This is a genomic window from Acetivibrio straminisolvens JCM 21531 (assembly GCF_000521465.1).
GTDB lineage: Bacteria > Bacillota > Clostridia > Acetivibrionales > Acetivibrionaceae > Hungateiclostridium > Hungateiclostridium straminisolvens.
The window spans coordinates 1-26996 of record NZ_BAVR01000040.1 but is presented as its reverse complement, the minus strand read 5'-3'; the positions used below and the strand labels follow the sequence as shown (position 1 = coordinate 26996).

Genomic DNA, 26996 nt, shown 5'->3' with positions numbered 1-26996 from the left:
AGTGAAATAAATGATAAAAAAACCCGGATCAAATGTTGCCAGAGTAAGAAAGCATGCGAGAGTTAGAAAAAAGGTTTTTGGTACATCAGAACGTCCACGCTTAAATGTATATAGAAGTTTGACAAATATCTATGCTCAGGTGATTGATGATACAGTTGGTAGAACTCTTGTTTCTGCTTCGTCGCTTGACAAAGACATAAAAAGCAAGCTAGGCTACTGTGGAAACAAAGAAGCTGCCAAGGAAGTAGGTAAATTGGTTGCGAAGAGAGCATTAGCCAGCGGAATTAAGCGTGTCGTATTTGACAGAGGCGGATATATATATCACGGTCGAGTCAAGGAACTTGCCGAAGGTGCAAGGGAAGCAGGACTAGAGTTTTAATAGAAGGAGGGAGAAAAATTTGCAACGCATAGATGCCAGTGTATTAGATCTTAAAGAGAGAGTAGTAAACATCGGGCGTGTAACCAAGGTTGTTAAGGGTGGTAGGAATTTCCGTTTTAGTGCCCTTGTTGTTGTTGGAGATGAAAATGGCCATGTTGGCAGCGGTATGGGTAAGGCTGCAGAAATACCCGATGCAATAAGAAAAGGTATTGAAGATGCCAAGAAGAATCTTATAAAAGTTCCAATAGTTGATACAACAATTCCTCACGAAGTAATTGGGGAATTTGGTGCAGGAAAAGTACTTCTTAAACCGGCTGGAGCCGGTACTGGAGTTATAGCTGGAGGTCCTGTTAGAGCGGTACTGGAATTGGCAGGTATTAAAGACATCAGGACAAAGTCCTTAGGCTCAAACAATCCGATAAATATGGTTAATGCAACTATAGAAGGTCTCTCTCAGCTAAAGACAGCAGAAGAAGTGGCTAAGCTTCGTAATAAAACTGTAGAAGAAGTATTAGGTTAGGAGGGAACTCTAGTGGCAAAGCTTAAAATAACTTTGGTCAAGAGTACCAATAAATTAAAAGAAGCACAGGCAGCAACGGTTAAAGCTTTGGGATTGAAAAAAATCGGCTCCTGTGTTGAACAGCAGGATAATCCACAGATCAGAGGTATGATTAAGAAAGTTGAACATGTTTTATCAGTAGAAGAAATATAAAGGAGGTGTAATCCATGAAGTTGTTTGAATTACAACCTGCTCCAGGCTCAAAGAAACTGCCGAAAAGAAAAGGTAGAGGACACGGAACCGGTAACGGTAAAACAGCAGGAAGAGGACACAAAGGTCAGAATGCACGTGCCGGAGGCGGTGTAAGACCCGGTTTTGAAGGTGGACAAATGCCTCTCTACAGAAGAGTTCCAAAGAGAGGATTCAATAATATATTTGCAAAAGTATATACAGAAGTTAACGTGTCTGCTTTAAACGTGTTTGATAATGGTACAGTAGTAACGCAAGAGCTCTTGAAAGAAAAGGGCATTATTAAGAAAATTAATGATGGAGTGGCAATCTTAGGTAATGGCGAGCTAACAAAAAAGCTTACTGTAAAAGCGGCAAGATTTACTAAGACGGCTTCAGAAAAAATTGAGGCTGCAGGAGGAAAGGTCGAGGTGATATAATATGGGGTTGTTTACAACTATGAGAAACGCCTGGAAGATAGCTGACTTAAGAAGAAAGATGTTCTTCACATTACTGATGATAGTTATATTCAGGCTTGGCTCCTTTATACCGGTTCCAGGCTTGAATCCTGATGTATTAAAAAGTATGATAGGTCAAGGAACAATCTTCGGTTTTGTTAATATATTGTCCGGTGGAGCGTTTGAGAAAGCAACAATCTTTGCCATGAGTATTTCACCTTATATTAACGCTTCGATCATTATACAGCTTTTAACAGTAGCAATCCCTAAACTAGAGGCTCTTGCCAAAGAAGGAGAAGAAGGTAGAAAAATTATTGCACAGTATACAAGATATGGAGCAGTCATTCTCGGATTCCTCCAAGCAACAGCATTTTACTTCGGATTGGACCAGGCCGTTAATGAAAGAAATGTATTGTCATTCATAACCATAACTCTTTCATTTACAGCAGGTACAGCATTCCTGATGTGGCTTGGTGAACAAATCACAGAGTATGGCATAGGAAACGGAATTTCCTTGCTCATCTTTGCAGGTATTGTATCAAGAGGACCTGAAGGAATACTTTATCTATACAATGAGTACAAATTAGAAAAATTGGGTAAAGGTGTCCTCGGAATTTTTGGAGTATTAGGTGTATTGATTTTATTTGTAGCCATTATTGCTGCAGTAGTATGGGTTACTGAGGCTGAAAGGCGCATACCCGTACAATATGCAAAAAGGGTTGTAGGCAGAAAGATGTATGGAGGACAGAGCACACATATTCCTATTAAAGTAAATATGGCCGGTGTTTTGCCTATTATATTTGCCACATCCTTTGTTGCATTGCCTGCGACAATAGTAGGATTTTTCTTCCCGAATTCGACTCATCCGGTGGCTCTGTACTTTAGAGGGTTCCAGAGCAGGATTGAAATATCCATTTTGTCCGGTATTCTAATTATGTTCTTTACGTTTTTCTACACATTTATTCAGTTCAACCCGATTGAACTTGCAAACAACCTTAAGAAAAACGGAGGTTTCATACCTGGAATAAGACCGGGAAAACCGACATCTGACTATATTTACAAAGTAATTAGCAGAATAACATGGTTCTCAGCTTTGTTCCTCGCTCTGATTCAGATATTGCCTTCAATATTGCAGGCAATAACAAAAATCAGCGGAATCTGGTTTGCAGGAACCAGCGTACTTATCCTTGTCGGTGTTGCCCTCGAAACAGTTAAACAGATTGAGTCACAAATGATAATGAGACACTACAAAGGATTTTTGGAATAATGCATGACTAATTAGAATAAGCTTACAATCGGCAATTTTGATAGCAGGTGGGGGAGGATGAATTATGAGACTTGTTCTGCTTGGAGCACCTGGCGCAGGAAAAGGAACGCAGGCAGTTGTTATATCACAAAAATATAATGTGCCTCATATATCCACGGGGGACATGTTCCGTTCAAATATAAAAACGGTACGGAACTTGGTAAGAAAGCCAAGGAATATATTGATAAAGGATTACTGGTGCCGGACGAATTGACGATAGACATCGTTAAAGACAGACTAGCCCAGTCGGACTGTAAGGACGGCTTTATACTCGACGGTTTCCCCAGAACAATATATCAGGCAGAGAAACTCGACGAAATTCTGAAAGACCTGGCTATAGAGTTGGACTATGCTCTAAACATATATGTTCCTGATGAAGAGATAATCAAAAGGATGTCAGGACGAAGGGTCTGCTCAAAATGCGGCATGAGCTATCATATACTGTATAATCAGCCAAAAGAGAAAGACCTTTGTGACAGTTGCAATAGTGCATTGGTTCAAAGAGATGATGATAAAGAGGAAACAGTCATCCAAAGGCTGAACACTTATCACAAGCAAACGGAGCCTCTGATTGAATATTATGAAAAGAAGGCAAAACTTTTGACCGTACATGGTCAAGAAAGTGTTGATGACACAACAAAAGAGGTTTTGAATGCTTTGAGTGGAGCTAAAGTATGATATCAATAAAGACTAAAAAAGAAATTGAGTTAATGAAAAAAGCTGGCGAAATAGTAGCATTAGCCTAAAAAATGTTGAAGAAGCCGTTAAACCCGGTGTTTCTACAATAGAACTTGACAGGATTGCGGAGGAAACTATCAGAAAGTACGGAGCGATACCATCCTTCAAGGGCTATAAGGCGGCTTTCAAGAATGTCCAAGACTTTCCTGGAAGTATATGTGCTTCAGTAAATGATGAAGTGGTTCACGGAATACCGGGTTTAAGGGTGCTAAAAGATGGCGATATTATTAGTGTTGATATTGGTGCTTATATACACGGCTTTCATGGTGATGCTGCCAGGACCTTTGCTGTGGGACAGATTTCAAGTGAAGCCCAAAGGCTGATTGATGTTACGAAAGAAAGTTTCTTCAAGGGATTGGAGAAAGCAGTAAAGGGTAATAGAATAATCGATATTTCCGGCGCTGTGGAAGATTATGTAGTAGCAAACGGTTTTTCTGTTGTTCGGGATTTTGTTGGCCACGGCATAGGAAAAGAGATGCATGAAGAGCCTCAGATACCAAACTATAGATGCAGCGGACAAAGAAGCAGGCTGGAAGTTGGTATGACGCTGGCTATAGAACCTATGGTGAACCAGGGAACTCATGTGGTTAAGATACTCAAGAACGGATGGACAGTCGTAACAGCAGACGGTAAGCTTTCAGCCCATTATGAGAACACGATAGCGATAACGGAAAACGAACCCATAATTTTAACAATGCCGAGTTAGGGTATGATAATGAACAGAGGTGAGTTGATGATAGTTAGCGTGGGGCAGGTAGTTTACTCGAAAGCCGGACGGGATGCAGGACGGAAACTTGTTGTTATCGGTATAGTAGATGACAAAAATGTACTGGTGGCAGATGGTGACTTAAGAAGAGTTGAAAAACCAAAGACTAAGAAAATAAAGCACCTTAGAATTACCGAAAAAGTTATACTACCTTTAAGTGATAAATTAAAAAACGGAAGTAGAGTTTCGAATTCGGAAATTCGAAAAGCATTAGCCGAAACTGGAGATGCGGAAGATGATTTTAATTGAAATTAAGGGTTTGGTATCAGTAGTAAGGAGGAGTTGAATTGTCTAAGGAAGATGTAATTGAAGTAGAAGGTAAGGTTGTTGAGGCATTGCCAAATGCGATGTTTGAAGTGGAATTAGATAACGGACATAAAATACTGGCCCACATATCCGGTAAACTCAGGATGAATTTTATTAGGATTTTACCAGGGGATAAGGTTACAGTTGAGCTATCTCCTTATGATCTGACCCGGGGTAGGATAACATGGAGGGCTAAGTAATTTAAGGAGGGAAAGTGAAATGAAAGTAAAACCATCTGTAAAGGTTATTTGCGAAAAATGCAAGATAATCAGAAGAAAAGGAAGAGTAATGGTAATTTGCCAGAATCCAAAACATAAACAAAGACAGGGCTAAAAATTTTCCGGATGACAGTTGACAATGGACAGTACTTTGCCTATTATTAAATAGTTACAGTTGTTTTTTATAAAATAATGGGATTGGATTACGTTGAAGCTTTAAAATATATCGACAATGTAATTCCAAAAACATTGAATAGAATGGCAACTGTCTTTTGTCAACTGTCATCTGATGAAGTCTTGCGGTAAAAATAACATACAGGGCGCGGCTGTATGATTGTAGATATAATTGTTGTATCTGCAATCATAACCTGGATTGTTTATTTTATATATAAAAAAATTTGTCAAGAATTTATAGTAATATGTTGGAGGTGTAAAAAAAGATGGCACGTATTGCCGGAGTCGACTTGCTAGAGAGAAAAGGGTAGAAATCGGGTTAACCTACATCTATGGAATTGGCAGAACTTTGTCAAATGAGATTTTACGAAAAACTGGTATAAATCCCGACACTAGAGTCAGAGATCTGACAGACGATGAAATTAGCAAACTTAGGGAAACAATAGATAAGGAATACAAGGTTGAAGGAGATTTGAGAAGAGAAATTGCCCTCAACATTAAAAGATTGATGGAAATTGGATGCTACAGAGGTAGAAGACATAGAATGGGTCTTCCGGTTCGCGGACAAAGAACCAAGACAAATGCGAGGACAAGAAAAGGTCCGAAGAGAACTGTTGGAGCTCAGAGAAAGAAATAGTAAAAGGAGGTATGGGATCAAATGGCTAGTAAAGCAACTAGTGGCAAGAGGACTGCTAGAAAAAGAAGAGAGCGTAAAAATATTGAACGTGGAGCGGCGCATATACGTTCAACATTTAATAATACAATAGTCACATTAACTGACGTTTCAGGAAATGCCATTTCCTGGTCAAGTGCTGGAAGTTTAGGCTTCAGAGGTTCAAGAAAGAGCACACCTTTTGCAGCTCAGATGGCGGCAGAAGCTGCAGCAAAAGCAGCGATGGAGCATGGACTTAAAACTGTTGAAGTTTATGTTAAGGGTCCGGGTTCAGGAAGAGAAGCTGCAATCAGAGCGCTGCAGGCTGCAGGACTTGAAGTCAGCCTAATTAAAGATGTGACTCCTATTCCTCACAATGCTGCAGGCCACCTAAGAGAAGAAGAGTATAATTGACGTGAACGGTTATAAAGTTTTAATATTTTGTTGGAGGTGTAAAATTAGATGGCAAGATATACCGACGCATCTTGCAGACTCTGCCGCAGGGAGGGTGAAAAACTCTACCTCAAGGGTGAAAGATGCACTACAAATAAATGCTCGGTTGCCAGGAGAGGATATGCTCCCGGACAGCATGGCCAAAACAAAAAGAAATTGTCAGAATATGGTCTTCAGCTTCGTGAAAAGCAAAAGGCCAAAAGATATTATGGAGTTCTTGAAAGCCAGTTCAGAAAGTATTTTGATATGGCTGTTAAAAAGAAAGGAATCACAGGTGAAAACCTTCTTCAAATTCTCGAGCTGAGACTGGATAATGTTGTTTACAGAATGGGTCTTGCAGTTTCAAGGCCAGAAGCAAGACAGTTGGTAAGACATGGTCACTTTAGCGTTAATGGAAAAAGGGTAAATATTCCATCTTATCTTGTTAAGCTTGGAGATGTAATAGCAGTAAATGAAAAGAGCAAAAGCTCAGAAAAGATGAAGGACAATAAAGAGCATGCAGCTGGAAAACCGACTCCGCAGTGGCTGGAATATGATGCTGAAGAGATGTCGGCAAAGATAGTAGCTTTACCGTCAAGAGAAGATATTGATCTGCCACTGAAGGAAAGCCTCATAGTAGAGTTGTACTCCAAGTAATAAAGAGGTTTAAATATATATTTCTGGTTCAGCAACTGAGGATTGTAACAATAGAGATGAAGGTTTAATTATGGTTAAATTGAGAGATAAAGAACTTTGAATCAGTTGCCCTCAAAAAATATAATAGTTCAAAGGAGGGTTTTTGATGATAGAAATTGAAAAGCCGAAGATAGAATGTATAATATCTAGTGAAGACAACAGATATGGAAAATTTGTAGTAGAACCATTGGAGAGAGGATATGGTATCACTCTTGGTAATTCACTAAGAAGGATATTGCTTTCATCTTTGCCCGGTGTAGCTGTAACCTCAATCAAGATAGATGGCGTACTGCACGAGTTTTCAACAATACCTGGTGTAGTTGAGGATGTAACCGAAATAATCCTTAATATCAAAGAGCTATCGTTAAATCTTCACGGAGACGGACCAAAGGTTATATATATTGATGCTGAGGGAGAAGGAGAAGTAAAGGCATCAGATATTAAAGCAGATTCTGATGTTGAAATTCTTAACCCGGATCACAAGATTGCAACATTGAGCGGTGAACACAGACTTTATATGGAGATGACCATCGATAAAGGCAGAGGATATGTATCTGCCGACAAGAATAAGCATCCCGGTCAGCCCATAGGAGTTATACCTGTTGATTCGATTTTTACGCCGGTAAGCAAGGTTAACTATACGGTGGAGAACACACGTGTCGGTCAGGTTACTGACTATGACAAGCTGACTTTGGAAGTTTGGACCAATGGAAGTATAAAACCGGATGAAGCAATTAGTCTGGGTGCAAAAATACTGAGTGAACATCTCAACCTGTTTATCGACCTGTCTGATAATGCTAAGAATGCTGAGATAATGGTTGAAAAGGAAGAGACCAAGAAGGAAAAAGTTCTTGAAATGACCATTGAAGAGCTTGACCTGTCCGTAAGGTCTTACAACTGCTTGAAGAGAGCCGGTATAAATACCGTTGAAGATCTTACAAACAGAACTGAGGAAGATATGATGAAGGTTAGAAATCTTGGAAGAAAGTCGCTTGAAGAAGTCCTGAACAAGCTAAAAGCTTTGGGATTGTCATTAGCACCAAGTGAAGACTAACCGTTAAAAGATTAAATTATGAGTATGTGTATGATTTAGTAACCTTATGTTACAATCATAGCAGACTTAAGCAAAGGAGGTATAAGAATGCCAGCACAGAGGAAACTCGGACGTCCTACTGACCAGAGAAAGGCAATTTTAAAGGGTCTTGTTACGTCCTTATTCCAAAACGGAAAAATCGAAACGACTGAAGCGAGAGCCAAGGAAGTTAAGAATATAGCAGAAAAGCTTATTGCAATAGCTGTAAAGGAATGTGACAACTTTACATCCAAGCAGGTAAAGGTTAGTGCTGCCAAAGTAGATTCGAAGGGTAACAAGATTACCAATACAAAGAAATCAAAAAACGGTAATGAGTATCTGGTTGTAGAAAGAGAAGTTAAGACTGACATGCAGAGAGTAGACAATCCTTCAAGACTTCATGCAAGAAGAAAAGTAATGAGCTGGTTATACAGAGTAAAAGACAGCGAAGGAAATACAATCAATCTTGCAAACAAGTTATTTGATGAGATTGCGCCCAAGTATAAGGACGTAAACGGTGGATATACAAGAATCTACAAAATCGGTCCAAGAAAAGGCGATGCTGCAGAGATGGTAATTCTGCAATTAGTTTAATATTACAAGAAGCTGTATACTTACGGGGATTGGGTGTTATAAAAATTCACCTTAATCCCTGTTTTATTAGGAGAGAAAAAATGAAGGATATAATAGTAAAAGCCAGTAATGTAGAATATACATACAACAAAAGAAATAATGACAACACTTTTAAAACTCCTGTATTAAGAAAAGTAAATGCAAAGATACATGAGGGAGAATTTGTGGTTGTTATTGGCCGAAACGGCTCTGGAAAATCAACCTTTGCAAGGCTTCTCAACGCTATTTTGGTTCCTACCCAAGGTGTACTTTACATTAAGGGAAAAAAGACCTCGGCCGAAGAAAACTTATGGGAAATAAGACAGACGGTAGGTATGGTATTTCAAAATCCGGATAATCAGATAGTTGCAACATCGGTTGAAGAGGATGTGGCTTTTGGCCCGGAGAACTTGGCATACCTTCGGAGGAGATTGTGAAAAGAGTTAGTGAAGCACTAAAAAATGTGGGCATGGAAGAGCAAAAAAAAGCATCGCCCCACCATTTGTCGGGAGGTCAAAAGCAAAGAGTTGCAATAGCAGGTATTTTAGCCATGAAGCCAAAATGCATTGTCCTTGATGAGGCAACTTCTATGCTTGACCCGATTGGAAGAAAAGAGGTACTAAAGGTTCTTAAAGAGTTGAATCAAAAGGAGAATATAACAATCATTCATATTACCCATTACATGGAGGAGGCAGTATTGGCCAAAAGGTTCTGGTGATTGATAATGGGGAAATAGTAATGGATGGAAAGCCCAATGAAATATTTTCAAGAGTCGAGGAGATGAAAGCCTTGGGGCTTGATGTACCTCAGGTTGCGGAATTATGCCATGAGCTTAAGAAAAACGGTTATAATGTGCCGGATAATATACTTACTGTGGAAGAAGCAGTCCAATGGCTTGCTGGGAAGATTGCCAAAGCCTGATATTTGAGTGCTGCAAGGACAGATTTTTACCCAAAAATCAGGAGCTATTCTTTTGTGCTTTTTATTATCCAATACCCGGCTTTTTTATTAATAACCTCACAATTTCCATAAACCGACTTAAGAAAATCAATGGCAGAATTTGCCCCCTGCTTTTTTTGAATTACAAGATAAATTGAACCGCCCGGATTTAAAAAGTTAATGCTGTTTTCAAAAATAGGGTAGATTACTTTCTTTCCGGTCCGTATTGGGGGATTGCTCACTATTGCATCAAACTTGCCCGAAACATTGGAAAAACCGTCGCTTGTTAAGGCGTTGGCATTGGCAATTCCGTTTAAACGAATGTTTTGTGATGCCAGACCAACAGCCCGTTCATTGATGTCAATCATGGTCACGTAGGAAGAAGGATTTAACAGGGCAAGGGAGATACCTATGACGCCGTAGCCACATCCTATATCAAGAATATTTCCGTTTATCGGAGGAATGGACCGAATCAACAAATCACTTCCGAAATCAACCTTTCTTTTGGAAAAAACTCCGGCATCGGTATTGAGCTTTATAACAAGGTCTTTTACGTTATAATCGATTGTGCTTATATCATGGGGAGTATCGGGATTTTGAGTGTAATAATGATTCATATAAAGCCACCTTTCAAATGCATATATATTTTATCTTTGGTTTCCACAGTCACAATTATACCATAGAAGAAGAAAAGGGGATTCATCAATATTATTTATTTTCATTAAAAACTCTACTTGAAGTTATAAGTTAAAAAGTGTATAAATATAACAAGGCGATAAATGTCCCAACTTATGTAATAAAATTTTTGCGTAAAAGAAAAACTTTATTTAAGCTTAAGTGATGAAAAGATTAATCAATATATTAATTTTTAAACCACACTGGGGAGGAAAAATGTCCATAAAAGTAACTGGCCTTACATATGTTTATATGAAAGGGACTCCATTTGAAAAGATAGCACTGGATAATATAGATTTGAGCATAGAAACAGGTGAATTTGTAGGTATAATCGGTCATACGGGCTCGGGCAAATCTACACTCGTCCAGCATTTTAACGGGCTTTTAAAACCTACTTCCGGCAGTGTATATATAAATGGAGAAAAATTGGAAGGTAAAAGAGCTAGAGAGCTGAAAAGACAGGTGGGGATTGTTTTTCAATATCCCGAGCATCAATTGTTTGAGGAGACGGTGTACAAAGATATAGCTTTCGGCCTTATAAAACGAGGCGAAGAGGAAAATGAAATAGATAAAAAGGTCAGAAAAACAGTCCGGATGGTGGGGCTTTCTGAAGACATATTAGACAAGTCGCCTTTTGAATTATCCGGGGGACAGAAACGACGGGTGGCTATGGCCGGAATATTGGTACTGGAGCCATCCATACTTGTTTTGGATGAGCCTGCTGCGGGCCTAGACCCAAGAGGGCGGGACGAAATATTTGAGTTGATTTCAAACCTGCACAAAAGCAATAAAATGACGGTGGTATTGGTATCTCACAGCATGGAGGACGTGGCAAAGTACGTTGAGAGAGTAGTAGTCATGAATAAGGGGAGAATAGAAATGTGCGGTCCGGTACGGAGTGTTTTTAATAAGATTGACGAACTGGAGAGAATAGGACTTGCTGCTCCCCAGATTACTTATCTGATGAAAAGATTAAAAGAGAAAATTCCCGAAATAAATGATAATATTCTGACTGTTGGCGAAGCAAAAGCAGAATTGGAAAAATACATAAGAAAGGCGTAATAGGACTTATGATTAAAGATATAACACTAGGACAGTATTTTCCCGGGGATTCATTGATACACAGAGCGGACCCTAGGGTAAAAATTATCCTGACACTAGTGATAATGACAAATATTTTTCTTATAGATTCATATCTAGCCTTTGCTGTATTTGCAGGCTTTATTGCCATGGCTGTTTTTATTGGCAAAATACCTTTTGCATACACATTAAAAGGCTTAAAGCCAATTATGCCTATAATTGTTTTTACGGCGCTTGTTAATATTTTTACCAATCCGGGCATTTTACTTGCAGGATACGGGCCGGTCCGCATCACCTATGAAGGAATTGATACAGCGGCCAAAATGAGCTTAAGACTTGTGCTTTTGATTATGAGCTCATCCATTATGACCCTGACAACAACCCCCATATCTCTTACAGATGGCCTGGAAAGGATTCTAAGCCCGTTAAAACATCTGAAAGTGCCGGTGCATGAATTTTCTATGATGATGACTGTTGCATTGAGATTTATACCAACATTGCTTGAAGAGACGGATAAAATAATGAAAGCACAGGCCTCTCGGGGAGCTGACTTTGAGACAGGCAATATGTTCGAAAGGGCAAAAAGCTTTATACCTGTATTGATTCCCTTGTTTGTAAGCGCATTCAGAAGGGCCGATGACCTTGCATTGGCAATGGAGCACGCTGCTATAGAGGTGGAGAGGGAAGAACAAGGATGAAGCAGATGAAGCTGTCGAAGGTTGATTTTAGAATAGTAGTATCTTTTTTGCTTTTTGAATTTGCTCTGATATATGTACAATATTTCAAATTGCATATATAAAATAAACTTCATTCTAGACCTGTACTGTATGATTCATATCATGAAGAGGCGGCTATCGGTAAAAAAATTGCGGCAATGATGCAAATATAGCAAAATGGTATGGTAAAGTGTAAAAGAGTACGTAATGCAAAATTATCGTTCAAGCGCTTAAAAAACTCTATACCGGTAGGGTTAAAAAATAAAAGAAGGAGGGAGTATGATTTAGTTATAGGTTATATCATACAAGTTTATTATGAATATTGAATATAAAAACATAAAAGATTTTGAAGAAGAACAGTTAAGAGATTTGTTTTTATCAGTAGAATGGGATTCGGGGAACTACCCTGATAAACTTAAAATTGCAATGAAAAATTCATCTTCAGTATATTCTGCTTGGGATGGAGATAAGTTGGTAGGATTGGTAAATTGCTTGTCTGACGGCATAATGACAGCATATATACACTTTTTGTTGGTACATCCTGATTATCAAAGCAAAGGAATCGGCAAGAAACTTATGTCATTGATGCTGGATGAATACAAAGACTATTTAAGAAAAGTCTTAATAGCATATCCAAAAGCACTGGAGTTTTATAAAAGATGCGGTTTTAATTCAGCAGATGCGTCGATACCGATGTTTATCACAACCTTAAAAACTTAATGATGGATTATTAATGCATTTCATATTCAAAAATACGGAAGAATGAATAGTTTTATATCGAATAATAATATATTTTTGAGTTGCACAAGTACTTTTACAAGTGCAAAAAATTAGTATATAATATACATTGAACGTTGAAACAATGCAGTTGGTCAAATTTAATAAGGTTTAGTAATTACAGCAGGTAATGGTCTGTTATTTGCTTACAAGTATATTGTATTAGGAGGAATAAAATGTATTACATAGGAATTGATCTTGGCGGAACGAATATCGCCATAGGCTTGGTAAATGAAGAGGGAAAAATACTTCATAAAGACAGTGTCCCTACATTGAGGGAAAGACCGTATCAGGAGATAATCAAAGACATGGCAATGCTCACCCAAAAGGTAATTAAGGATGCGGGTGTCAGCATTGAGCAGGTTAAAAATATTGGGGTTGGAAGTCCCGGAACACCGAACTGCAAAGATGGAATTCTTGTCTACAATAACAACTTGAATTTTAGAAATGTCCCCATAAGGTCAGAAGTGCAAAAATATATTGATTTGCCCGTATATCTTGACAATGACGCAAACTGTGCGGCACTTGCCGAAAGTGTGGCCGGTGCGGCAAAGGGAGCAAAAATATCCGTAACCATTACTTTGGGTACTGGAATTGGCGGAGGAGTAGTTATAGACGGTAAGATATACAGCGGTTTCAACTATGCAGGAGGAGAGTTGGGACATACGGTTATGATGGTGGACGGAGAGCCTTGCTCCTGCGGAAGAAAAGGTTGCTGGGAAGCATATGCATCGGCAACTGCTCTTATAAGACAGGCTAGAAAGGCTGCCCAGGAAAATCCCGATTCACTTATAAACAAGCTCGTAGGAGGGGATTTGTCAAAAATTGATGCAAAAATACCCTTCGACGCAGCAAAGCAGGGAGACAAAACAGGCGAAATGGTGGTACAGCGGTACATAAGATATATTGCCGAAGGACTTATCAACATGATAAATATATTTATGCCGGAGGTACTGGTAATAGGCGGAGGAATATGCAAAGAAGGAGAATACCTTTTAAAGCCTCTGAGAGAGCATATAAAACAGGGAGTTTACAGCAAAGAGGATATACCTCAAACGCAGCTTAAAACGGCCCAAATGGGCAATGACGCCGGAATAATCGGTGCTGCAATGCTGGGAAAAGACTCTTAATTGTAAAAAGACTGACAGGGGGCAAAGGCGGCGGAGCTTTTGCCCTTAAATTATTTTAAAAAGAAAAAAGTAAGGAAGATGCTATGAGGAATGTAAAGCTGATTATTGAATACGACGGTACGAACTATCACGGCTGGCAAAAGCAGAAAAATGCCAAAACAGTGCAGGATACAATAGAAAGTGCGATAAAGGGGCTTACCGGAGAAAAGGCGGAACTTACCGGTGCAAGCAGGACTGACTTTGGGGTACATGCATTAGGGCAGGTGGCAAATTTTAAGACCGACTCCAATATACCGGGTGACAGATTTTCTTATGCTCTAAACAGAATTCTTCCCGATGACATAGTAATAATAGAGTCCCAGGAAGTAAGCCCGGATTTTCATGCCCGGTTTAAATCAAAAGGCAAAAAATACAGATATCTGATTTACAATTCCCGGTTTCCGTCTGCCATTTTAAGAAACAGAGCCTTTCATGTATCCTACAAGCTGGATTTTGAAAGCATGAAAAAGGCCGCGTCGTACTTTCTCGGCACCCACGATTTTTCCTCTTTCAGGGCGAGTGGCAGCAGTGTCAAAACATCTGTCAGAACTATGACGGATGTTTTACTGGAAAGGGACGATAAAATAATAAAGTTTGAAATATCCGGAGACGGATTTTTGTACAATATGGTAAGAATAATGGTCGGAACTTTAGTAGATGTAGGTATGGGAAGGATAAATGCCGATGACATACCGAAAATAATCGAAAGCAAAAATAGAAAAAGTGCAGGAAGGACAGCTCCTGCAGAAGGTTTGTATCTGGTGGAGGTCTATTATTGAATTTACATATAATGACATCTATAGTATACACCCTTCTGTTGCCGAGATATCTTATTTAATGACAAAAAATGTTATTGACACAAATGCTAACCCATGCTACAATAAAATATTTTGACAATAAAACGACTTTGTAGTATACTAAATATAGAGGGATATGCCATCTTAGAGAATTTCTTTGCTCTTAATTTTTATATTAAAACACCACAAAAGAAGTAAAGATTATAAAGATATATTAAAGATTCTGACACTATTTTGTTTTTTGTTTTAATGGAGGAGTGTATATGTACAATATTGGAGATAAAATTGTGTATCCGATGCATGGGGCGGGGTAATTGAATCTATTGAAGAAAAAGAAATTTTAGGGAACAAGCAAAGCTATTACATTGTAAAAATTCCCATTGGAGAAATGAAAGTAATGATCCCGACTCAAAATGTCGATGGTATTGGTATAAGAGAAGTCATAAGCGAAGAAGATGCGGATAAGGTTTTTTTAATACTTAAAAATAAAACTCTTCCATCAAATACAAATTGGAACAAGCGATACAGGGAAAACATGGGCAAGATTAAAAGCGGCAATATTTATGAAGTAGCGGATGTTGTTCGCTGCCTGATGCTGAGGGATAAGGAAAAAGGACTTTCCACCGGCGAAAAGAAGATGCTCAACAGTGCAAAGCAGATTCTCATCAGCGAGTTGGTACTGGCGAAAAATATGAATGCAATGGAAATTGAGGGCATCATAAATAAGTATATAAAGGTTTAAGCGAGATTCTTCTAAACTCTTGATAAAGCTGTTTATTGCAGCTTTATTTTTTTGGGCCTCTTGGAATGAAATGAAAGAGGCAAAAGCGAAGGGACTCGATATCCCGAGCTTTTATTTGCGGTATTATCCAAAATAGTGTTTCATTCATTCTTGCCTAATTTTTTTCATAATGATTATAATTGAAAGAACAATATGATATAATTTAAAAAAATTAGAACATTTTCCGGGAGAATTTGTAATGAAAAAGGATAGAAAGATTTCGGTAAGTGCAGTTGTTGTGGCAGCAGGAAAAGGTACCCGTATGAACATGGACATCAACAAACAGTATATCAAGGTGGGCGGAATACCGGTGCTTGCAAGAACCCTAAAGGTTTTTGAAGACTGTCCCTTGATTGACGAAGTGGTTTTGGTGGTTAACAATAACGACATGTTTTATTGTAAAGAAAATGTTGTAGAGGCCTATGGCTTAAAAAAGGTAAAGATGCTGGTGGCAGGTGGAGCACAAAGACAAGATTCTGTATATAATGGCCTCCTTCAGGTAAACAGTGAATCCGATATTATTATTATTCATGACGGTGCAAGGCCGTTTATAAACGAGGAAATTATCGAAAACTGCATTGAGGCAGCAAAAGAATATGGAGCTTCTACGGCGGCAGTACATGTTAAGGATACAATAAAGTCGGCGGATAGCGAAGGATTTGCAAAGGAGACACTAGAAAGGAGCACACTTTGGGCCATTCAGACACCCCAGGCCTTTTTAAGGGATATCATAATGAAGGCTCACAAAAAAGCATCCGACGAAGGGTTTTACGGCACTGACGATACCGTTCTTGCGGAGAGAATGGGAATACGTACGAAGCTGGTTATGGGAAGCTATAACAACATAAAAATTACTACAAGGGAAGACCTGACATTTGCCGAGGCATTAATAGAGAGGGAATAGATGTAATATAATTTGTCTGTAAACGAAAATTTTCTTAGAATTAAAATTTTTAAAGTAAAGAGATAAATTGATAAATTTATCCGATATCAAGGAAAGGCAAGGGTTGTTTGCATGAACAGTATACAATCTCTATCCAAGCAGTTTGGCAATATTGCTGCAGTAAGCGGCATCAGCTTTGAAGTAAAAAAAGGCGAAGTGTTCGGCCTGCTGGGGGAAAACGGAGCGGGGAAAACTACGACGCTAAGAATGCTTGCGACCATGTTAAAGCCGACTTCCGGCACTGCCACCATGGCGGGATGGGATATTGTAAAGGAGCCCCAAAAGGTAAGGAGCAGCATAGGAATCCTTTTTGGCGGAGAGACAGGACTATATGACAGGCTGACATGCGAAGAAAACATCGCATATTTCGGAGAATTGAACGATATGAGCAGGACTCAAATAAAAGAAAGAATAAGAGAGCTTGCAAAAGTCTTCAACATGGAGGATTATTTGACCAGAAGAGCGGGAAAGCTCTCGAAAGGAATGAAACAGAAAGTGGCGTTTGCCAGGGCCATAGTGCATGACCCGAAAATGATGAGCCTACTTCAGGACTTGATGTCAGTGCAATAAGAGATGTGCATGATTTTATCGCAACTTGCAGAAAAGAAGGCAAAACAGTGATTTTTTCAAGCCACAGCATGAGTGAGGTTGAAAACTTTGTGACCGAATTGGCATAATTCACAAGGGTAAGCTGGTAGAAGTAGGCACTCTTGATGAAATCAAATCACGACATAACAATCAAGACCTTGAGAGTATATTTATCAAATTGGCAGGTGACAGAAGTGAAAGCTAAAAGACATGTGTGGATTGTGTTCAGAAAAGAGGTAAAGGATATTGTAAGGGACAGAAAGACACTTCTTACCAGTATATTTGTCCCGATGTTATTAATTCCTATTTTGAGTATGCTTGTGGGGGGAAGTATAGAAAAGCTTAACAGGGATATAAGTGAAAACGTCACCATAGCCTTGACACACGAGTCCAATACCGGTGAAATTAGGGATATTGTGAAAAATCAAATAATCAAGGACTATCCCAACATAAGCCTTATTGATGTAGATGATCCGATAAAGGCTATAAATGAGTCAAAGGTAAGGGTAGTTTTGGATTTTGAGAAGGATTATGCATCCAAATTAAAAGAGGGAAAGCCCTTTGTTATAAAGCTCATATATGACAGGTCTCAAACCAAGTCCGAAGGAAGTCTGGGCATATTATGGAATGCCATTGGAGACTTTAATGACAGAATTGTAAAAGAAAGACTCGATTCTTTTGGAATAGATTCAGAGATATTGACTCCTGCGGTGATAGAAGAAACTAATATAGCCAATGAGGAAAAGACCAGCGGAAGTATTTTAGCGGTGTCTCTTCCCATGATGCTCGTAGTTTTGATGGCATCCGGGGGTATTGCTGCGGCTACAGACCTTGTGGCAGGCGAAAAGGAAAGGAATACATTTGAACCTTTGCTTACCACCAAGCCCGGAAGATTCTCCATTCTTTTGGGTAAGTATCTGGCAGTAACACTATTTTCTTTTGTATCGGTTGTTGCAACTATGATAGGTGCAATTGCAGGATTTATGATAGACCCGTCCACCATGGGTATGGGTGCCGGTACCGGCATTACCGGGTTTAGCATACCGCCGTTGGCATTTCTTCTAGTTATTGTAATTTCGATAACCCTCGGAATGACTTTTTCAGGCCTGCAGATAGCTCTAAGCACCTATGCAAAATCCTTTAAAGAGGCACAGACTTACATGTCTTTTCTAATGATAATAGTAATGATGCCTGCTTTTGCCACAATGCTTATGCAGCCAAATGACATTCCGGTATATATGTTTCTTGTACCTGTTATGAATACGTTATCGGCCTTTAAAATTGTGCTTGGCGGCAGTATCAATTACATTTATTTGCTTATGGCATTAGGGTCATCATTGGTGTATGTTGGCATTACTCTGTGGCTTGCGGCCACGCTGTTTAAAAAAGAGAGGGTGTTGTTTAGAAGCTAAATGTCTCACATTGCAAAATCTTGCTTTAAAGCTTGATTTACACAAATTGATTAACATAAAATAAAAAATCAATTCAAAATTAATTGGAAAATTTGCAGACGATAACTTAAGTGGAATAGGTATAAAATTTTTATGCAAAGAATAGCATGCAAAGAGGAAAATCCCCGTCTAATGTAGAATTATTATGATATTCATCTGACAGTCACTAAAATCCGATTAATATCACGTAATTATTTTTTTGCAAATCAATTTTCATTAAATATTAAATCAGCGTCTGATATTTCTGTGTTCAAGACTTATAAATTCTGCATAGGGGGATTATTCTATGCTTTTTGGACGCAAAAAGGAAGTACCCGACATTATAAACGGACTTGAAAAGGAGAAAGTCAGTACGGCATGGAGGCTAAACCTTGGGCTTGCGGTTATAGTTATGCTTTCTATATTTGTGCTGAACGTAGCTTGTTTCGGCATGATTTCAAACTCCATGCTAAGCCATGCAAAGGAAAATTCAACTGAGCTTATCAAACAAACATCCAATAACATAGAAGTTATATTGACAAGCTTTGATGAGATGGCGATGACCCTGTCAAGGAACCATACGCTTGCAGAGTATATAATTGGTCACGATGACATAAAGGATATTCATTTGCGAACTGAAAATGAAAGAAGAATCGAAGAAATCCTCAATAATTATGCGAAAAAGAGAAAAGATATAGCTAATATTGCAGTGGTATCAAATGGAGGAGCTTATATAACATCGGGGGAGGTAAAGCAGAATATCGGTGAGAATATAAATGACATTTATGCAGTAAAAGCGTATAGAGAAAGCGATAAGCAGTCATTATGGCTAAATACGCATACATTGGATACTTCCAGTTCGGAAAATATACAGGTCTTTTCAATAATAAAGGGAATATATACTTCAAGCAGTCTAAAAAGCCAGGGAATTCTGATTATAAACATTACGGAAGAATACCTTTACAGTCTTATATCGGACGTTAAGCCAGTGACAACGGAAAAATCTATATAATCGGCAGTGACGGAAATTATGTTTTAAATCCCTATGACCGGCTTAAGAACGGTAAAAAGGTGGATCTTGAATTTATTGAGGATATGGTGGGCAGGGATAAGAATGCAGACATCAAGAAAATAGACGGTGAGGATTATCTTGTTACTTACAATACCCTTCAGAATATAAAAGGCACTGAATTGGGATGGATAATAGTTGAAATTACTCCGGTTTCGGTGATAAGAACCAGTGTTACCGAAGCGGGAATGCGTCTTTTTTCATAGGACTGGGATGTGTCGTCTTAGGTTTGGTTCTTATAGGATGGCAACGGCTTTTTACAACCGATATCTTAATAGAAGCTATTCAGAAAGACATTCTATTGCATTGGAGAGAGAAAGACTTGCTTCTTTAGGACAACTGATAGGAGGAATTGCTCACAATTTCAAAACTCCCATAATGTCAATAGCCGGGGGGTTGGAGGCATTAAAGGACCTTATAGACGAGTATGACATTTCTATCGGAGACCCAGAGGTAACCAGAGAGGACCATTATGAAATTGCTGCTGAGATGAAGGATTGGATAGGCAAAATAAAGCCTTACTGCGGGTATATGTCGGACATTATATCCACGGTAAAGGGACAGGCCGGCGAAATAAATGAATCGAGCGACGCAAGCTTTACGGTGGGAGAGCTCTTAAAAAGAGTTGATATTCTAATGAACCATGAACTTAAGAAGTTTTCCTGTGAGTTGAGGGTGGAGGTAAAAGTAGATGAGGATACACCTATAAAGGGTGAAATAAATAACCTTGTACAGGTAATGAACAATCTCATATCCAATTCCATTGAAGCTTACAACGGAAAAGAAGGAAAGATAGACTTGTTGATTAGTAAAAACGGTCAGGAATTGGAGATAGTAGTAAAGGATTATGGAAGCGGTATACCGGAAAATGTGAAAAAGAAGCTTTTGAAAGAAATGATAACAACCAAAGGAAAGAACGGAACCGGGCTTGGCCTGTATATGTCCCACTCAACCATTAAAGGAAAGTTTGGCGGGACAATGAAAATTAAGAGTGAAGAAGGAAAAGGGACCGAAATATATATTTTGATTCCTTTTACTGCCAAGGCTTAGCGAACAGGTGGGAGCGTGTAAAATGTCAAAAGTGATGGAACTGTCGAAACATATAAAAAGTGTTTTAAAGATTTTAAATATAAAATTAATAAGTAAGCAAATCAGGCTCAATATGGCCTTTGGTTTGATTGTATTGATTTCCACAACATTGTTGGGATATTTGTCTTTTAATATGGTATCCGATGCAATGGTGAGACATGCCAGTGAAGATAACTTGGTGCTTATAAAGCAGATAACGAATAATATTGAAACAATAATGATTGGGTTTGACGATGTTTCAAACGGAATTCTCGCGGATGAAAACTTTGACAGACTTGTAAAATTGCATATCAAACTAGACAATGAGCATAGAAAGGCGACAAATGGAAGAAATATAGAAGATATACTGAACAGCCGCACCAATACAAGAACAGACATAGCAGACATAGCAGTGGTTACAAATACCGGTGAGTACATTACTTCGGGTGAGACAAAACCGCTGACTACGGACAATGTGCTTGCATACTATGCAGTAAGGAGATTTAAACAAAGCGGAAAGGACTCGTTATGGATAGACACATATCAGACTGAAGTGGCATCTACCGGTACCCATACCGGCAATAAACTGGTTATATCAAATATGAAAAGCATTAAAGGAGAGAACAATGAAGAGATTGGCATGCTAATTCTCAATATAAAGGAATCATACATATACAATCTAATATCCGACATAAAGCTTCCTGATGAGGGACAATTGTATATTGTGGGAAAAGACGGCAACTATGTAATGAATCCGCTTAACAGAATTCAAAACGGAAAAGTGGATTATGTAAAGTACGAGTTGTATATTGAGGAAATACTAAAACAGAAAAACGGAACATTTATTAAAGAAATAAAAGGAAAAGATTATTTGTTGGCTTTCCAGACGATTGACAGCATAAATGGAGTTGAACTGGGGTGGACTGTATTTTCAATGACGCCGGTTGATATTGTAACATCGGGTATAGACAGTACTAAAGTTACTCTGTATAAAATTGGTCTGGTATGCGTTGCAATCGGATTTGTGATTTCTTTGTTGATTACACATTTTTATAATGCTCAGTTGGAAAAAAGATATGAAAGAAAATACTCTATTATTATGGAGAGGGAGAGGCTTGCATCTTTAGGACAGCTTATGGGAGGAATAGCACAGAGTTTTAAAACTCCCATTGTGTCAATATCTAACGGACTGGATGAGTTAAATAATCTTGTGGGCGAATATGAAAAAGCCATTGAAGACGTCACTGTACCGGACCGGACAAAACATGAAATTGCTTTGAAAATGAAAAATTGCGTGGATAACATAAAACCGTATTGCTCGTATATTTCCGATGAAATATCTGCCGTAAAAGGGCAGGCTGTTAATTTTAACGATTCAACGGACGAAAGATTTACTGTCGACGAATTGATTAAAAACGTAAAAATACTTATGAGCCATGAGATTGAACGCTACCAATGTGAAATGAATGTGGACTTGAAGGTGGGCGGTGACACGTCAATAAGAGGAGAAATAAACAACATGACTCAAGTAATGAATAATATAATAACCAATGCCATTGAGTCATATTGCGGAAGCGGAGGAAAGATTGATTTAACATTCAGTAAAAAAGGACACAACCTGGAAATTAGCATAAGGGATTATGGGTGCGGAATTCCCGAGAGCGTAATGGGCAAGCTGTTTAAAGAAATGGTGACAACCAAAGGGTCAAGAGGAACGGGGATAGGCGTGTATATGGCCTATTCCACCATAAAAGGAAGGTTTGGAGGAACCATGACCATTGACAGCAAGGAAGGGGAAGGAACCTCCGTAAATATTAGCATACCGCTAAAAGGATAGAAGTTTTACTCTACCGTAACACAGCTGAATACCTGGATGCCTTGTCCCTGGCCGAATTGGGTAAGGCCCTCTCCGGTAGTGGCGGTTATGCCTATGGAGCTTTCCGGTATGTCTAAAAGCCTCGATATACTGCTTCTGATTGCAGGAATATGAGGAGTAATTTTTGGAGTAAGGCATTCTATGGATATCGATACGTGAACTATTTTCTGGCCGTTTAAATACTTAAGTGCTTCTTTTAGATAAACTTTGCTGTCCGTTATACCTTTTTCAAGGCAGAGCTCATCGCTGATTTTTCCGAGTATATTTACGCAGGTAACTCCGGAAATTGCATTGGTAATAGAGTGCAGTATAACATCCGCATCGCTGTTTCCTGCCAAGCCGGGGTAGCCTTCGAGTACTACTCCTCCAAGCACGAGCTTTCTATCCTTGTTATCAAAATCAAACCTGTGACTGTCCTGTCCTATTCCTACTTTCATCCATAATCATTCCTTTGCTTTTATATTATTCTGATTTTATTGCCGCAGTTATTGTTAGTATCTTATTACTTATGGGATTCCAATATTCTTTCACGATTATATCCTACTAATCGATAACAGGCAAGACGGCCGCATGTTTTTTGTGATTTTTATGTATATTGACATAGTATGGCAGGTATATTAATATATAAAATATAGTAATTCGAACATATGCTAGACGATGAGCAAAAGGAATATAGGTTTATATGGTCTATGAAGGGGCTGCGAAAGGGCAGGCTTTAAGAGAAGGGGCTTCATGAGAAAATAAACTGCTTTTGACAAGGCTTTTGTTTATTCATGGCTGCGAGAGCTCCCAAGCAAAAAACTTTCTTCCCACCCCGGAGATGCGGTTTTAAAGACTGCCGGTTATACTCCGTTATAGGTATGTAGAGCAGGGTTTTACCAATTTGGGTGGTACCGCGGAAAACAACACTCCGTCCCATAGCAGTGGACGGATTTTTTAATGTAAAAGTAAATTATGATGGTTAAATATTTGATGTTTTATAAGGAGGTTTTTAGTTATGAGAGTTTCCAATATGTTTTTTCAAACATTGAGAGAAGTGCCGGCGGAAGCTGAAATTGCAAGCCATCAGCTTATGCTGAGAGCCGGACTTATGAGAAAGCTGGCATCGGGAATTTATTCCTTTTTACCTTTGGGCTACAGAGTGTTTAGAAAGGTTGAGCAGATTGTAAGGGAGGAAATGGACAGAGCAGGTGCTCAGGAATTGATAATGTCGGCACTTCTTCCCGCTGAATCGTATCAGGCATCGGGAAGATGGGAGGTATTCGGGGCGGAAATGTTCAGGCTAAAAGACAGAGGCGGCAGGGATTTTTGCCTTGGACCAACCCATGAAGAAATATTTACCGAAACTGTAAAGAGTGTCACAAGGTCATACAGGTCTCTTCCCCTTACCCTCTATCAAATTCAGACAAAGTACAGGGATGAGAGAAGACCCAGATTTGGCGTCATGAGATCAAGAGAGTTCGTGATGAAGGATGCATACAGTTTTGACAGGGATGAGGCAGGTCTCGATATATCCTACCAAAAGATGTATGACGCATACTGCAGGATATTTGACCGTCTGGGACTGGACTACATCATTGTGGATGCAGATACCGGAGCAATGGGAGGCTCGGGTTCGCAGGAGTTTATGGTAAAATCGGCAATCGGCGAATCCCGTATAGCATATTGTGATGTTTGCGGTTATGCAGCCAATGATGAAAAGCCGAGTGTATCCCCGAAAAATGCTGCGATGACAAAGATTGCTGCGAAGAATTGGGGCTGGAGAAGGTTGCTACCCCGAACGCAAGAACCATTGAGGAGCTCATGGAATTCTTCGGCTGCTCTGCAAAGGAATTTGCAAAGACCCTTATATATAAAGCCGACGGCAAAGTGGTTGCTGCATGGTAAGGGGAGACAGGGAGCTGAATGAGACAAAACTTCAGAACCTCTTGGGCTGCATAGAGCTTGAAATGGCAGATGCTGAAACGGTAGAAAAGGTGACAGGTGCAGCTGTCGGGTTTGCAGGTCCTATAGGTCTTGACATTGATATTGTTGTTGACCTTGAGGTTGAAGGTATGAAGAACTTTGTGGTGGGAGCAAACGAGACAGGTTTCCACTACAAGAATGTTAATATAAACAGGGATTTTAAACCCAAATATGTGAAAGATATAAGGACTATTAAAGAGGGGGATGCATGCCCGAAATGCGGTGCCGGTGTAAAGGTTGAATTCGGTATTGAGGTTGGGCACATATTCAAGCTTGGAACCAAGTATTCGGAGGCTTTGAACTGTGTGTACCTTGATGAGACGGGCAAGGAAAACCCAATGATTATGGGATGCTACGGTATAGGAATAAACAGGAGTATGGCTGCTGTAATTGAGCAGAATAACGATGAGAACGGAATAATTTGGCCTATATCTATTGCACCATACCATGTAATAGTAATACCGGTAAACACCACCGACAGTGTGCAGATGGAGCTGGCGGAAAAGATATATGCCCAGCTTCAAGAATCAGGCATTGAGGTAATGCTGGATGACAGGGATGAAAGACCGGGAGTTAAATTCAAGGATGCCGACCTGATTGGTATTCCAATAAGGATAACTGTAGGTAAAAAAGCAGGGGAAGGCATTGTTGAATATAAGCTAAGACGTGAAAAGGACTTTGCTGCAATTTCATTTGAGGAAGCAATTGCAAAAGCTAAAGAGGAAGTGGCCGAAGGCTTAAAAAATAATAGTAAAATTTTAGACTTAAAAGTTTAGTTTCCAAGGCTTAAATAAGGAGTATTGCGTGCTTGTCATGCGGTACTCTTTTTTTATATAAAGTTTTTTATTTTATAGTTTGCTTATGTAAATAATTCATTTAAATTTGTCAATACTATAATCAACACTGTAAAACCAACTATAATCTTATTTTAATTGTATGTTTAATTTGATGACTTGGAGGGATTTTGATGAAAAGGAAGATAGTCTTACTAATTGTTCTCGCTCTTGTCCTGACGGGGGGCCTGGGTCTTTCAGGGCTTAGTTTCCAAAATGCTTTTGCAGCTACTACCTTCCAAAAGGTGAACTTTGTGACAGGAGTGGTGACTGCCGACACTTTAAATGTAAGGCAGGGTCCGTCTACCAAATTTCCTATTGTGTGTGTACTTAAGAAAGGACAAACTGTCAATGTATTTGGGAAATTGGGGGATTGGTACGCAGTTTATGAACCTGCAAGCGGGTGCGTGGGGGCAGTTTCTTCAAAGTATATCAAGCAGCAGGGTACTACTACCGGCACTACAACAGCAAAGAAACCGACAAAAACCTCTGCGCCAAAGGCACCGGCAGCAACACCGGTAAAAGTTTCACCTGCACCCACTACCGCAGCTAAGCCAGGTTCAACTGCACAGGCAACTTCAACACCGGTTGCAGGCTTAAATGCGGATGAACAGAGGACATTGGAACTCATCAACAAGGAGAGAACGAAAGCAGGTCTTGAGCCGCTTAAGATTGATGCGGAGCTGCAGAAAGTAGCCAGACTCAAGGCGCAGGATATGGTTGAAAAGAATTATTTCTCCCATCAGTCCCCGACATACGGTTCTCCTTTTGACATGATGAGGCAATTTGACATAAACTTTAGGACAGCAGGGGAAAATATTGCAGGAAACCGTACGGTAGAGGGAGCTGTTCAGGCTTGGATGAATTCGGAGGGACATAGGAAGAATATATTAAATGCCAATTTCAATTACACCGGAATCGGTGTTGTGGAAAGTCCTCAATACGGTAAGATGTTTGTGCAAATGTTTATCGGTAAATAAGCCAAGAAAAATAAAAGTTGCAAGAGGCTAAATGCAGAATCTGCAGGAAGAAGAATCCTGCAGATTTTTTTTACAAAGGCAATTGGGTAATTGACTTCAATAAAAACCTTTTTAGTATGGAATAATCTATCGAGTCAACAGAGCCATTCCGGTTTAGGTCAGCTGCTGCAAGTTTATCCTGTGGCAAATCTATTTGCTTAAGAATATATCTTTTTAATAATGCATAGTCGCTTGAATTTACCGAACCGTCTCCGTTCAAGTCACCATATATGAAATTTTGATTGTTTGGTTTGACTATCACGATATAGTTAACGACTCCGGACGAGGTTCCATTGGTTCCGAGAAACACAACTGAATTTGAACTGAAATTCTTTTTATAAAGATTGTAGGTAACTTGCGGTGTGCCGTCGTCAGTTATCGATTGAGTGGTTTTAGTCCAATCGCTTAGCCATGACGGAATATTTGCAATCCTTGAATCTAGGCCTACGTATATGGTTACATCAGTTTTGGTAGCGAAGTATGCCAGATTTGTTGTAGATTTTTTAGAATCACACGCTGTTCTGATCCATTCGGAGCCAAGGAGCTCATTTGGGATTGTTACGAATTTGTATGTTCTGTCGCCAAATGCAATATCTCCAACCTGTAAATTTGATTGAATGGACAATTGGAGGAGTTCGCCGAATCCATTACTGTTAATTGATGCTATTAATTGTCCGTTCATTGGGCGTTGGAGTTGGTGTCGGAGACAGTGGTGGGGGCCGGTGTTTGAGGAGT

General features: G+C 39.3%; 22 protein-coding genes and 10 pseudogenes. 29 read left to right on the top strand and 3 right to left on the bottom strand.

Features of this window, described 5'->3' with window-relative positions; all coding sequences use genetic code 11:
* Window positions 1-10: 10 nt before the first annotated feature.
* The 16 genes and pseudogenes from rplR (at window position 11) to JCM21531_RS11205 (ending at window position 9457) form a co-directional block, all read left to right on the top strand.
* Window positions 11-379 (top strand): 50S ribosomal protein L18, encoded by a 369-nt coding sequence (rplR, locus tag JCM21531_RS11280; RefSeq protein WP_038289943.1) that lies wholly within the window; start codon window positions 11-13, stop codon window positions 377-379.
* A 19-nt stretch (window positions 380-398) separates the two neighbouring features.
* Window positions 399-899 (top strand): 30S ribosomal protein S5, encoded by a 501-nt coding sequence (rpsE, locus tag JCM21531_RS11275; RefSeq protein WP_038289942.1) that lies wholly within the window; start codon window positions 399-401, stop codon window positions 897-899.
* Window positions 900-911: 12 nt separating this feature from the next.
* The gene (rpmD, locus tag JCM21531_RS11270; protein WP_038289941.1) at window positions 912-1091 is read left to right on the top strand and encodes a 50S ribosomal protein L30; all 180 of its coding nucleotides are present in this window, start codon (window positions 912-914) and stop codon (window positions 1089-1091) included.
* A 14-nt stretch (window positions 1092-1105) separates the two neighbouring features.
* On the top strand, window positions 1106-1546 hold the full coding sequence (gene rplO, locus JCM21531_RS11265) for a 50S ribosomal protein L15 (protein ID WP_038289940.1): 441 nt from the start codon (window positions 1106-1108) through the stop codon (window positions 1544-1546).
* Between the two features lies 1 nt (window position 1547).
* Window positions 1548-2831, top strand: coding sequence for a preprotein translocase subunit SecY (secY, locus tag JCM21531_RS11260; protein WP_038289937.1), 1284 nt, complete (start codon window positions 1548-1550; stop codon window positions 2829-2831).
* Between the two features lie 64 nt (window positions 2832-2895).
* Window positions 2896-3548, top strand: a pseudogene (locus JCM21531_RS11255) (adenylate kinase).
* Window positions 3545-4314 (top strand): annotated as a pseudogene (gene map / locus JCM21531_RS11250) (type I methionyl aminopeptidase). The pseudogenes JCM21531_RS11255 and map overlap by 4 nt, the downstream one beginning before the upstream one ends.
* A gap of 27 nt (window positions 4315-4341) precedes the next feature.
* Entirely contained in the window at window positions 4342-4623 is a 282-nt protein-coding gene (locus JCM21531_RS11245) for a KOW domain-containing RNA-binding protein (RefSeq protein ID WP_038289935.1), read from the top strand.
* 38 nt (window positions 4624-4661) lie between these two features.
* Complete coding sequence (gene infA, locus JCM21531_RS11240) at window positions 4662-4880, top strand: translation initiation factor IF-1 (protein WP_038289932.1); 219 nt, start codon at window positions 4662-4664, stop codon at window positions 4878-4880.
* A gap of 19 nt (window positions 4881-4899) precedes the next feature.
* Window positions 4900-5013, top strand: coding sequence for a 50S ribosomal protein L36 (gene rpmJ, locus JCM21531_RS11235; RefSeq protein WP_010246774.1), 114 nt, complete (start codon window positions 4900-4902; stop codon window positions 5011-5013).
* Window positions 5014-5338: 325 nt separating this feature from the next.
* Window positions 5339-5709, top strand: a pseudogene (gene rpsM, locus JCM21531_RS11230) (30S ribosomal protein S13).
* 21 nt (window positions 5710-5730) lie between these two features.
* A pseudogene (gene rpsK, locus JCM21531_RS11225) lies at window positions 5731-6134 on the top strand (30S ribosomal protein S11).
* A gap of 52 nt (window positions 6135-6186) precedes the next feature.
* A complete protein-coding gene (rpsD, locus tag JCM21531_RS11220; protein WP_038289918.1) occupies window positions 6187-6813 on the top strand; it encodes a 30S ribosomal protein S4 in 627 nt (208 codons plus the stop codon).
* 145 nt (window positions 6814-6958) lie between these two features.
* Window positions 6959-7906, top strand: coding sequence for a DNA-directed RNA polymerase subunit alpha (locus JCM21531_RS11215; protein WP_038289915.1), 948 nt, complete (start codon window positions 6959-6961; stop codon window positions 7904-7906).
* An 87-nt stretch (window positions 7907-7993) separates the two neighbouring features.
* Window positions 7994-8518 carry a bL17 family ribosomal protein gene (locus JCM21531_RS11210; RefSeq protein WP_038289912.1) on the top strand — a complete coding sequence of 175 codons (525 nt, stop codon included), beginning with the start codon at window positions 7994-7996 and terminating at the stop codon, window positions 8516-8518.
* Window positions 8519-8598: 80 nt separating this feature from the next.
* A pseudogene (locus tag JCM21531_RS11205) lies at window positions 8599-9457 on the top strand (energy-coupling factor transporter ATPase).
* Between the two features lie 44 nt (window positions 9458-9501).
* Here the strand turns inward: JCM21531_RS11205 and JCM21531_RS11200 are convergent.
* Window positions 9502-10092 carry a class I SAM-dependent methyltransferase gene (locus JCM21531_RS11200; RefSeq protein WP_038289909.1) on the bottom strand — a complete coding sequence of 197 codons (591 nt, stop codon included), beginning with the start codon at window positions 10090-10092 and terminating at the stop codon, window positions 9502-9504.
* 274 nt (window positions 10093-10366) lie between these two features.
* On the opposite strand from JCM21531_RS11200, the gene JCM21531_RS11195 reads away from it, so the two are divergent.
* The 11 genes and pseudogenes from JCM21531_RS11195 (at window position 10367) to JCM21531_RS11145 (ending at window position 22405) form a co-directional block, all read left to right on the top strand.
* Window positions 10367-11212: an energy-coupling factor transporter ATPase gene (locus tag JCM21531_RS11195; RefSeq protein ID WP_038289906.1), complete on the top strand. Its 846-nt coding sequence runs from the start codon at window positions 10367-10369 to the stop codon at window positions 11210-11212.
* A gap of 8 nt (window positions 11213-11220) precedes the next feature.
* A pseudogene (locus tag JCM21531_RS11190) lies at window positions 11221-12029 on the top strand (energy-coupling factor transporter transmembrane component T family protein).
* A 232-nt stretch (window positions 12030-12261) separates the two neighbouring features.
* Entirely contained in the window at window positions 12262-12666 is a 405-nt protein-coding gene (locus JCM21531_RS11185; RefSeq protein ID WP_038289903.1) for a GNAT family N-acetyltransferase, read from the top strand.
* A gap of 233 nt (window positions 12667-12899) precedes the next feature.
* Window positions 12900-13853, top strand: a complete 954-nt coding sequence (locus tag JCM21531_RS11180; RefSeq protein WP_038289900.1) for an ROK family protein — start codon at window positions 12900-12902, stop codon at window positions 13851-13853.
* 83 nt (window positions 13854-13936) lie between these two features.
* Window positions 13937-14671, top strand: a complete 735-nt coding sequence (truA, locus tag JCM21531_RS11175) for a tRNA pseudouridine(38-40) synthase TruA (protein WP_038289897.1) — start codon at window positions 13937-13939, stop codon at window positions 14669-14671.
* Between the two features lie 281 nt (window positions 14672-14952).
* Window positions 14953-15431, top strand: a pseudogene (locus tag JCM21531_RS11170) (CarD family transcriptional regulator).
* Window positions 15432-15669: 238 nt separating this feature from the next.
* Window positions 15670-16374, top strand: coding sequence for a 2-C-methyl-D-erythritol 4-phosphate cytidylyltransferase (gene ispD, locus JCM21531_RS11165; RefSeq protein ID WP_038289894.1), 705 nt, complete (start codon window positions 15670-15672; stop codon window positions 16372-16374).
* A gap of 111 nt (window positions 16375-16485) precedes the next feature.
* A pseudogene (locus JCM21531_RS11160) lies at window positions 16486-17206 on the top strand (ABC transporter ATP-binding protein).
* Window positions 17127-18413: an ABC transporter permease gene (locus JCM21531_RS11155; RefSeq protein ID WP_243467567.1), complete on the top strand. Its 1287-nt coding sequence runs from the start codon at window positions 17127-17129 to the stop codon at window positions 18411-18413. The pseudogene JCM21531_RS11160 and the gene JCM21531_RS11155 overlap by 80 nt, the downstream one beginning before the upstream one ends.
* A gap of 325 nt (window positions 18414-18738) precedes the next feature.
* Window positions 18739-20550, top strand: a pseudogene (locus JCM21531_RS24865) (sensor histidine kinase).
* A 22-nt stretch (window positions 20551-20572) separates the two neighbouring features.
* Entirely contained in the window at window positions 20573-22405 is a 1833-nt protein-coding gene (locus JCM21531_RS11145; protein ID WP_038289890.1) for a sensor histidine kinase, read from the top strand.
* A 5-nt stretch (window positions 22406-22410) separates the two neighbouring features.
* Here JCM21531_RS11145 and ispF read toward each other — a convergent pair whose 3' ends face one another.
* Window positions 22411-22881, bottom strand: a complete 471-nt coding sequence (gene ispF, locus JCM21531_RS11140) for a 2-C-methyl-D-erythritol 2,4-cyclodiphosphate synthase (RefSeq protein WP_038289887.1) — start codon at window positions 22879-22881, stop codon at window positions 22411-22413.
* A 560-nt stretch (window positions 22882-23441) separates the two neighbouring features.
* Here ispF and JCM21531_RS11135 point away from each other — a divergent pair.
* Both JCM21531_RS11135 and JCM21531_RS11130 read left to right on the top strand, forming a co-directional pair.
* Window positions 23442-25185 (top strand): annotated as a pseudogene (locus JCM21531_RS11135) (proline--tRNA ligase).
* A 191-nt stretch (window positions 25186-25376) separates the two neighbouring features.
* Entirely contained in the window at window positions 25377-26222 is an 846-nt protein-coding gene (locus JCM21531_RS11130; RefSeq protein ID WP_038289883.1) for a CAP domain-containing protein, read from the top strand.
* A 70-nt stretch (window positions 26223-26292) separates the two neighbouring features.
* Here JCM21531_RS11130 and JCM21531_RS11125 read toward each other — a convergent pair.
* The coding region (locus JCM21531_RS11125) for a dockerin type I repeat-containing protein (RefSeq protein ID WP_201768058.1) at window positions 26293-26996 on the bottom strand (704 nt) is incomplete at its 5' end.